The sequence below is a fragment of the Streptomyces boncukensis genome (genome assembly GCF_011045075.1).
GTDB lineage: Bacteria > Actinomycetota > Actinomycetes > Streptomycetales > Streptomycetaceae > Streptomyces > Streptomyces boncukensis.
In genome coordinates this window covers 1-7586 of sequence record NZ_JAAKZZ010000370.1, presented here as the reverse complement: position 1 = coordinate 7586, position 7586 = coordinate 1, and the positions used below count along the sequence as shown (strand labels likewise).

Here is a 7586-nt window from a genome sequence, read left to right as displayed (position 1 = left end):
CGGGCCCCCCGGGCCCCCCGGCTCCCCCGGACGTACGGACGGCGGGCATATCGACGGACAGGCGCTGGACGAGGTGGTGGAGGCCACCGCGGATCTGATCCGTATCGACACCACCAACCGGGGCGGGGGCGAGGGCTCCGAGCGCAAGGCCGCCGAGTATGTCGCGGAGCGCCTCGCCGACGCCGGGATCGAGCCCACGCTGCTGGAGAAGGCGCCCGGCCGGACGAACGTGGTGGCCCGGATCCCCGGCGCCGACCCCGCGGCCCCGGCGCTGCTGCTCCACGGCCATCTGGACGTCGTCCCCGCCGACCCCGCCGAGTGGACGGTGCCCCCCTTCTCCGGCGAGATCCGGGACGGCGTCGTGTGGGGCCGGGGCGCCATCGACATGAAGAACGCCGACGCGATGATGCTCACCGTCGCCCGCGCCTGGGCCCGCGCGGGAGTGCGCCCGCCGCGCGACATCGTGCTCGCCTTCACGGCCGACGAGGAGGACAGCGCCGAGTTCGGCTCCGGCTTCCTCGCCGACCACCACCCGCAGCTGTTCGAGGGCTGCACGGAGGGCATCAGCGAGTCCGGCGCCTTCACCTTCCACGCGGGCGGCGGCATGCGGCTCTATCCCGTCGCGGCGGGCGAGCGCGGCACCGCATGGCTGAAGCTCACAGCGCGCGGCCGCGCGGGACACGGCTCCAAGGTCAACCGGGAGAACGCCGTCAGCAGGCTCGCCGCCGCCGTCAGCCGCATCGGCGAGCACCGCTGGCCCGTCCGGCTCACACCCACCGTCCGCGCCGCGCTCGACCGGCTCGCCGGGCTGCACGGCCTGCAGCCCCTGCCGGATTCCGCCGCCGACGCCGATGTGGACGCGCTGCTGGCCGCGCTCGGCCCCGCCGCCGCGCTGGTCGCCCCGACCGTGCGCAACAGCGCCAACCCCACCATGCTCGACGCGGGGTACAAGGTGAACGTCATCCCCGGCAGCGCCACCGCGCGGGTCGACGGGCGGATGCTCCCCGGCGCGGAGGAGGAGTTCCACAGCACCCTGGACGAGCTGGTGGGGCCGGACGTGGCCTGGGAGTTCGAGCACCGCGAGATCCCCCTCCAGGCGCCGGTCACCGCGCCGCTGTTCGCCGCGATGCGCGAGGCCCTGGAGCACTTCGACCCGGGCGCGCACGTCGTGCCCTACTGCATGTCGGGCGGCACCGACGCCAAGCAGTTCTCCCGCCTCGGCATCACGGGGTACGGCTTCACCCCCCTCCGGCTCCCCGAGGGCTTCGACTACCAGGCGCTCTTTCACGGCGTGGACGAGCGCGTCCCTGTGGAGGCCCTGCGCTTCGGCGTCCACGTGCTCGACCGCACTCTGCTCGCATCAGGAGGCTGACCCCAGATGACCACCCAGGCCCCCTACGGCACCTGGCCCTCCCCGCTCGACGCCCGGCTGGTGGCCGCGCACGACGGGCGGCCCGAGTTCCTCGGCGCCGTCGCCGGCGAGCTGTGGTGGACCGAGCCGCGCCCCCAGGAGGGCGGCAGGCGGGCGCTGATGCGGCTGCCTGCGGGCCGGGGCGCCGCGGTCAGTGTGCTGCCCCCGCCCTGGAACGTGCGCAACCGCGTCATCGAGTACGGCGGCCTGCCGTGGGCCGGGGCGCCGCGTGCCGAGGGCGGCCCGCTGCTGGTCTTCACCCACTTCGCCGACCAGCGGCTCTACGCCTGCGCGCCCGACGAGCCGGGCGCCGAACCGCGCCCGCTCACCCCGCTGTCCGAGGTTGCGGACGCCGGGCTGCGCTGGTGCGACCCGGTGGTGCTGCCGGAGCGCGGCGAGGTGTGGTGCGTGCTGGAGGAGTTCACCGGGCCCGCGCCCACCGAGGTGCGGCGGCTGCTCGCCGCCGTCCCGCTGGACGGCTCGGCCGCCGGGGACCGTTCCCGGGTGCGGGAGCTGACCGACGGCGCCGACCGCTTTCTCACCGGCCCCCGGATCTCGCCCGACGGCCGCCGCGCCGCGTGGATCGCCTGGAGCCACCCCGCCATGCCCTGGGACGGCACGCTCGTCCGGACGGCCCGGATCACCGATGGCGGCGAGCTCACCGACGTCGCGGTGGCCGCGGGCGGACCGGAGGAGTCCGTGCCGCAGGTCGAGTGGGCACAGGACGGCGCGCTGCTCCTCGCCTCCGACCTCAGCGGCTGGTGGAACCTCTACCGCCTGGACCCCGAAGCGGCCGGCGGCACCGCGGCGGCGCGCCCGCTGTGCGCGCGGGAGGAGGAGTTCGCGGCAGGGATCTGGAAGGTCGGGCAGCGCTGGTTCGCGCCGCTGCCCGGCGGCCTGATCGCCACCCTGCACGGCCGGGGCGCCCTCACCCTCGGCGTCCTCGACCCGGAGACCGGCGAGCTGGTCGACGCCGCCGGGCCGTGGACCGAGTGGGCCCCCACCCTCGCCGTCAGCGACTCCCGGGTGACCGGCGTCGCCGCCAGCCCCCGCAGCTCGTACGAGATCGTGGAGCTCGACACCCGCAGGGGCCACAGCCGCGTCGTGGCCTCCCCGCACGAGGACCAGGTCGATCCGGCGTACTACCCGGAGCCGCTCATCCGCGCCTTCACCGGCCCGGACGGCCGCGAGATCCACGCGCACATCTACCCGCCGCACCACCCCGAGCGCACCGCGCCGGACGGCGAGCTCCCGCCGTATGTGGTGTGGGCGCACGGCGGCCCCACCAGCCGCGCCCCGCTCGTCCTCGATCTGGAGATCGCCTACTTCACCTCGCGCGGCATCGGAGTCGCCGAGGTCAACTACGGCGGCTCGACCGGCTACGGCCGCGCGTACCGCGAGCGGCTGCGCGAGCAGTGGGGCGTGGTCGACGTCGAGGACTGCGCCGCTGTCGCGCGCACCCTCGCCGAGGAGGGCACCGCCGATCGCGCGCGGCTCGCCATCCGGGGCGGCAGCGCGGGCGGCTGGACCAGCGCCGCCTCCCTCACCTCGCCCGCCTTCTCCGGGCTCTACGCCTGCGGCACCGTCATCTACCCCATCCTCGACCTGCGGGGCTGGGCCGAGGGGGAGACGCACGACTTCGAGTCGCGCTATCTGGAGTCGCTGATCGGCCCCCTCGCCGACTACCCCGCGCGGTACCGCGAGCGCTCCCCGGTGCACCGCACCCAGTACCTCTCGGTGCCCTTCCTGCTGCTCCAGGGGCTCGACGACGTGATCTGCCCGCCCATCCAGTGCGAGCGCTTCCTGGAGCAGGCGGAGGAGCGCGCCGTGCGGCACGCGTACATCGCCTTCGAGGGGGAGGGGCACGGCTTCCGCCGCGCCGAGACCATGATCCGGGCCCTGGAGGCCGAGCTGTCGCTGTACGCGCAGACGTTCGGCATCACCCGTGCCGACATTCCCACCCTGGAGCTGAGCAAGTGAGCACGCCCCCGCTCCCCGAGGGCGAGCCCGAGCCCTCCCACGCGGACCCGCACGCCCTGCTGGAGGGCTACCTCGACTACTACCGCGCCACCCTGCTGCGGAAGCTGGACGCGCTCCCGGAGCCGGAGCAGCGGCGGAGCAGGCTGCCCTCCGGCTGGACCCCGCTGGAGCTGGTGCGGCACCTGACCTACGTCGAACGGCGCTGGCTGTGCTGGGGCTTCGAGGCCGAGCCCGTCCCCGACCCCTGGGGCGACCGCGGGCCCTCGGGCGCCGCCGCCGACCCCTGGAAGGTGCCCGACGGGATGACGTCGGCGCAGGTGGTGGCCGCGTTCCAGGAGCAGGCCGCGCGCTCCCGGGAGATCACCAGCAGCGCAGCGCTGGACGCCCGCGCCCGGACCGGCGGCCGCTTCGAGGTGGCGGCCCAGGTGCCGACCCTCGCCTGGATCCTCTTCCACCTCCTCCAGGAGTACGCCCGCCATGTGGGCCAGTTGGACGTGGTGGTCGAGCTGGCCGCGGGCGCTACGGGCGAGTAGGGCCGTCGGGTAGGTTGCGGGCCATGACGATGACAGAGCCACAGACCGTGTGCGAAGAGAGCGGGGCCGAGGTCCACACGTTCCGCGTCTCCGCTGCGGCCGCCGGGACCCGGGAGCCCGGCGCACGGGAGCCGCTCTCGCCGGAGGAGCGGGAGAAAGCGGACGGGTTCGTCCAGGAGGCCGACCGCGACCGCTATGTCGTCGCGCACCTCGCCCTCCGCCGGCTGCTCGCCGAGCGCCTCGGCACCGACCCGGGCGCGGTGCCCTTCACCCGCGCCGACTGCCCCGTGTGCGGCGCACCGCACGGCCGGCCCTCGGTGGCGGGCGACCCGGTGCACTTCTCGCTCTCGCACGCGGGCGACCTGGTGCTGATCGCGTTCGCCCCGGTGCAGGTCGGGGTGGACGTCGAGAGGCATCCGAGTTCCCGGGCCGTCGCCCAGACGTCCTCGGCGCTGCACCCCCGCGAGCAGCGGGAGCTGGCCGCCGTGCCGGAGGGGGAGGCGCGCTCCGCCGCGTTCGCGCGCTGCTGGACCCGGAAGGAGGCGTACCTCAAGGGGACCGGCGCCGGGCTGGGCGAGGACGTGGGGATCACCTATGTCGGCACGCTGGAGGGCCGCCCCGCCGAGGTCCCCGGCTGGCGCCTCGCGGACCTCGAAGCGGCCCCGGGGTACGCGGCGGCCCTCGCGATACGCGAGCGGTAGCGTCCGGCGGAGCCGGCGGAGCTGGCGGAGTCGGCCGGTTTGACGGGGTCGGGGCGCCCTTTTCGGTCTCGTCGCAGGGCGCGAGTGCGAGGGGCGGTCACCCGAATGGCTCAGGTGGCCTGCCCGTGCCGGGCGCGGGCGGGGCACCGTGGAGTCATGAGCCCGAAGACCACCAGCTCCCGCGCCGGCGGCAAGAGCGGCGTCCGCCGGCTGATGAGCCCGGGGCGCCTCACTCTCGCCGTGCTGGCCGTGCTCGCGCTCGTCTTCATCTTCGAGAACACCCGGCAGACCAAGATCCGGCTGCTGATCCCGGAGGTGACCATGCCCCTGTGGATGGCGCTGCTCGGCATGGCCATCATCGGCTGGCTCTGCGGCCAGTTCATGATCCGCCGCCGGTAGTGCCGGTAGTGCCGCTGGCGCCGGCAGTGCCGTAGCGCTCGCCCGTCGGCCGAGCGCGTGACGATCACGCCGTGCGCTGGCAGAATGCGCGCATGACGCGTCGACCCGTGCTGATCGAAGCCCCCTCCAACCTGGGGCTGAGCCCTGCCGTCCCCGGCACCGTGCCCGGCTGCGCGAAGCTGCCCGGCGCCCTGCGCGAGCAGGGGCTGACCCGCCGGATCGGGGCCCTGGAGGGCGGCGTCGTGGTCGCGCCGCGCTACGACAAGGGCGGCTGGAAGCCCGGCGACGGCGTCTTCCACGCCGAGCAGATCGCCGGTTACACGGGCCGCCTCGCGGACCGCGTCGAGCGGCATGTGCGCGCCGGCGACTTCCCCGTCGTCCTCGGCGGCGACTGCTCTATCGTGCTCGGCTCCGCGCTCGCGCTGCGCCGCGCCGGCCGCTACGGGCTGGCGTACTTCGACGGCCACGACGACTTCCGGCACCCGGGCAACTCCGAGCGGGTGGGCGCCGCTGGAGGCGAGGGCGCGGCCCTGGTCACCGGGCGCGGCCAGGCCGACCTGACGGACCTGGAGGGCCTGCGGCCGTATGTGCGCGACGAGGACCTGTATCTGCTCGGGCTGCGCGACCCGGAGAACGAGCCGGAGAACTCCTTCGACGAGCTGACCTCCCTCGGTATCGCCCACGCCGCCGTCGCCACGGTGCGCGAGCGGGGCGCGGGGGAGGTGGCGCGGGACGCGCGCGAGCGGCTGGAGTCCCCCGAACTCGACGGCTTCTGGGTGCATATGGACGCGGACGTGCTCGACCCGGGCGTGCTGCCCGCCGTGGACAGCAGGGAGCCGGGCGGGCTGCGGCGGGACGAAGTGCGCGACCTGCTGGGCCCGTTGCTGGCCTCGCCCCGCTGCGCGGGGTTCCAGCTCACCATCTACGACCCGGACCTCGACCCCGGGGCGCACGGCGCCGTGCTGCTCACCGACCTGCTCGCGGACGTGCTCGCCCCCGCCTGAGCCCGGTCGCACCACGATCCCGGTCGCACCACGATCCCGGTCGCACCGCGACCCCGGTTCCACCGCGATCCCGGGCCCGGCCCGGGAGCGGGATCTGGCGTGCGGGCGCCGGAGCGTGTTCCATGGTCATCGGGGGTCCCGGGAAGGCGGCGGCGCCCACGGAGGAAGCGAGGTGGCCGTGGCCACGACCGTACGACGCAGCACCGTCACCCTGCCCGTCGCACCGCTCGGCCCGGAGAACCCGCTGCCCGCCCTGCTGCCGCTGGACGAGGCGCACGGCCCCGACGTCCTGGGCGCCCTCACCGAGGCCGAACGCGCCGCGCTGCCGCCCGGGATGGCGCGCCGGACGGGGTACGCGCCGCTGCGCTCCGTGCTGCCCGTGCGGCTGCGCGACAGCTTCGGGCGGACCCGCGTCCCCGGCGCCCTGGACACCCTGGTGCTGGAGAACGACCGGCTGCGGGCGACCGTGCTGCCCGGCCTCGGCGGGCGGATCGCCTCCCTCCACCACAAGCCCACCCGGCGTGAACTCCTCTATGTCAACCCGGTCTTCCAGCCCGCCGACTTCGCGCTGAACGGCGCCTGGTTCTCCGGCGGCATCGAGTGGAACATCGGCGCCACCGGGCACACCGCGCTCTCCTGCGCCCCGCTGCACGCCGCCCAGGTGCCCGCGCCGGGAGGCGACGGCGCGATGCTGCGGCTGTGGGAGTGGGAGCGGCTGCGCGACACCCCCTTCCAGGTGGACCTGTGGCTGCCGGACGGCTCGGACTTCCTGTACGCGGGCGTCCGCGTCCGCAACCCGCACGACCGCGCGGTCCCGGTCTACTGGTGGTCGAACATCGCCGTCCCGGAGGACGAGCACACCCGGGTGCTCGCCCCGGCCGACGCCAGCTGGTACTTCGCGTACGAGCGCAGACTGCGCCGGATCCCGGTGCCCGCATGGGACGGTGCGGACCGCACCTATCCGCTGCGCAGCGAGTTCCCCGGCGACCACTTCTACGAGGTGCCGGACGGGGCGAGGAAGTGGATAGCCTCGCTCGACGCCACCGGGCGCGGGCTCGTGCAGACCTCGACCGATCTGCTGCGCGGGCGCAAGCTGTTCGTCTGGGGCTCGGGCCCCGGCGGACGCCGCTGGCAGCGCTGGCTCACCGAGGACGGCACCCCGGGGTACGCGGAGATCCAGGCGGGCCTCGCCACCACCCAGCTGGAGCACGTCCGGCTGGAGGCGGGCGGCGAGTTCGCCTGGCTGGAGGGGTACGGGCCGCTGGCGGCCGAGCCGGACACGGTGCACGGCGCGGACTGGGCGGCGGCCCGTACACACGCGGCGGAGCGGCTGGAGGAAGCCCTGCCGCGCGCCGACGTGGACGCGGCGTTCGCCGCCTGGCGCCCGCACGCGGACGAGGACCCCAAGGGCGGGCTGCTGGCGTGCGGTTCGGGCTGGGGCGCGCTGGAGGTCGCGCGCGGCGGCCACACGCTGCCCGGTACGCCCTTCGAGCCCTCGGCGATGGGGCCCGAGCAGACGCCCTGGGCGGAGCTGCTGCGCACGGGGCTGCTTCAGGAC

At 75.4% G+C, this 7586-nt stretch carries 7 protein-coding genes; all 7 read left to right on the top strand.

Going from position 1 to position 7586, the window contains the following annotated elements:
• Window positions 1–49 precede the first annotated feature (49 nt).
• Entirely contained in the window at window positions 50–1372 is a 1323-nt protein-coding gene (locus tag G5C65_RS26935) for a M20/M25/M40 family metallo-hydrolase (RefSeq protein ID WP_165301540.1), read from the top strand.
• A gap of 6 nt (window positions 1373–1378) precedes the next feature.
• Window positions 1379–3391, top strand: coding sequence for a S9 family peptidase (locus G5C65_RS26930; protein ID WP_165301537.1), 2013 nt, complete (start codon window positions 1379–1381; stop codon window positions 3389–3391).
• Window positions 3388–3924, top strand: coding sequence for a mycothiol transferase (locus G5C65_RS26925; RefSeq protein ID WP_165301536.1), 537 nt, complete (start codon window positions 3388–3390; stop codon window positions 3922–3924). Before G5C65_RS26930 ends, G5C65_RS26925 begins: the two co-directional genes overlap by 4 nt.
• 23 nt (window positions 3925–3947) lie before the next feature.
• Window positions 3948–4625, top strand: coding sequence for a 4'-phosphopantetheinyl transferase family protein (locus G5C65_RS26920; RefSeq protein ID WP_241266083.1), 678 nt, complete (start codon window positions 3948–3950; stop codon window positions 4623–4625).
• A gap of 156 nt (window positions 4626–4781) precedes the next feature.
• Window positions 4782–5024: a DUF1049 domain-containing protein gene (locus G5C65_RS26915; protein ID WP_165301535.1), complete on the top strand. Its 243-nt coding sequence runs from the start codon at window positions 4782–4784 to the stop codon at window positions 5022–5024.
• A 92-nt stretch (window positions 5025–5116) separates the two neighbouring features.
• A complete protein-coding gene (locus tag G5C65_RS26910) occupies window positions 5117–6028 on the top strand; it encodes an arginase family protein (RefSeq protein WP_165301534.1) in 912 nt (303 codons plus the stop codon).
• A 178-nt stretch (window positions 6029–6206) separates the two neighbouring features.
• The coding region (locus tag G5C65_RS26905) for a DUF5107 domain-containing protein (RefSeq protein WP_165301538.1) at window positions 6207–7586 on the top strand (1380 nt) is incomplete at its 3' end.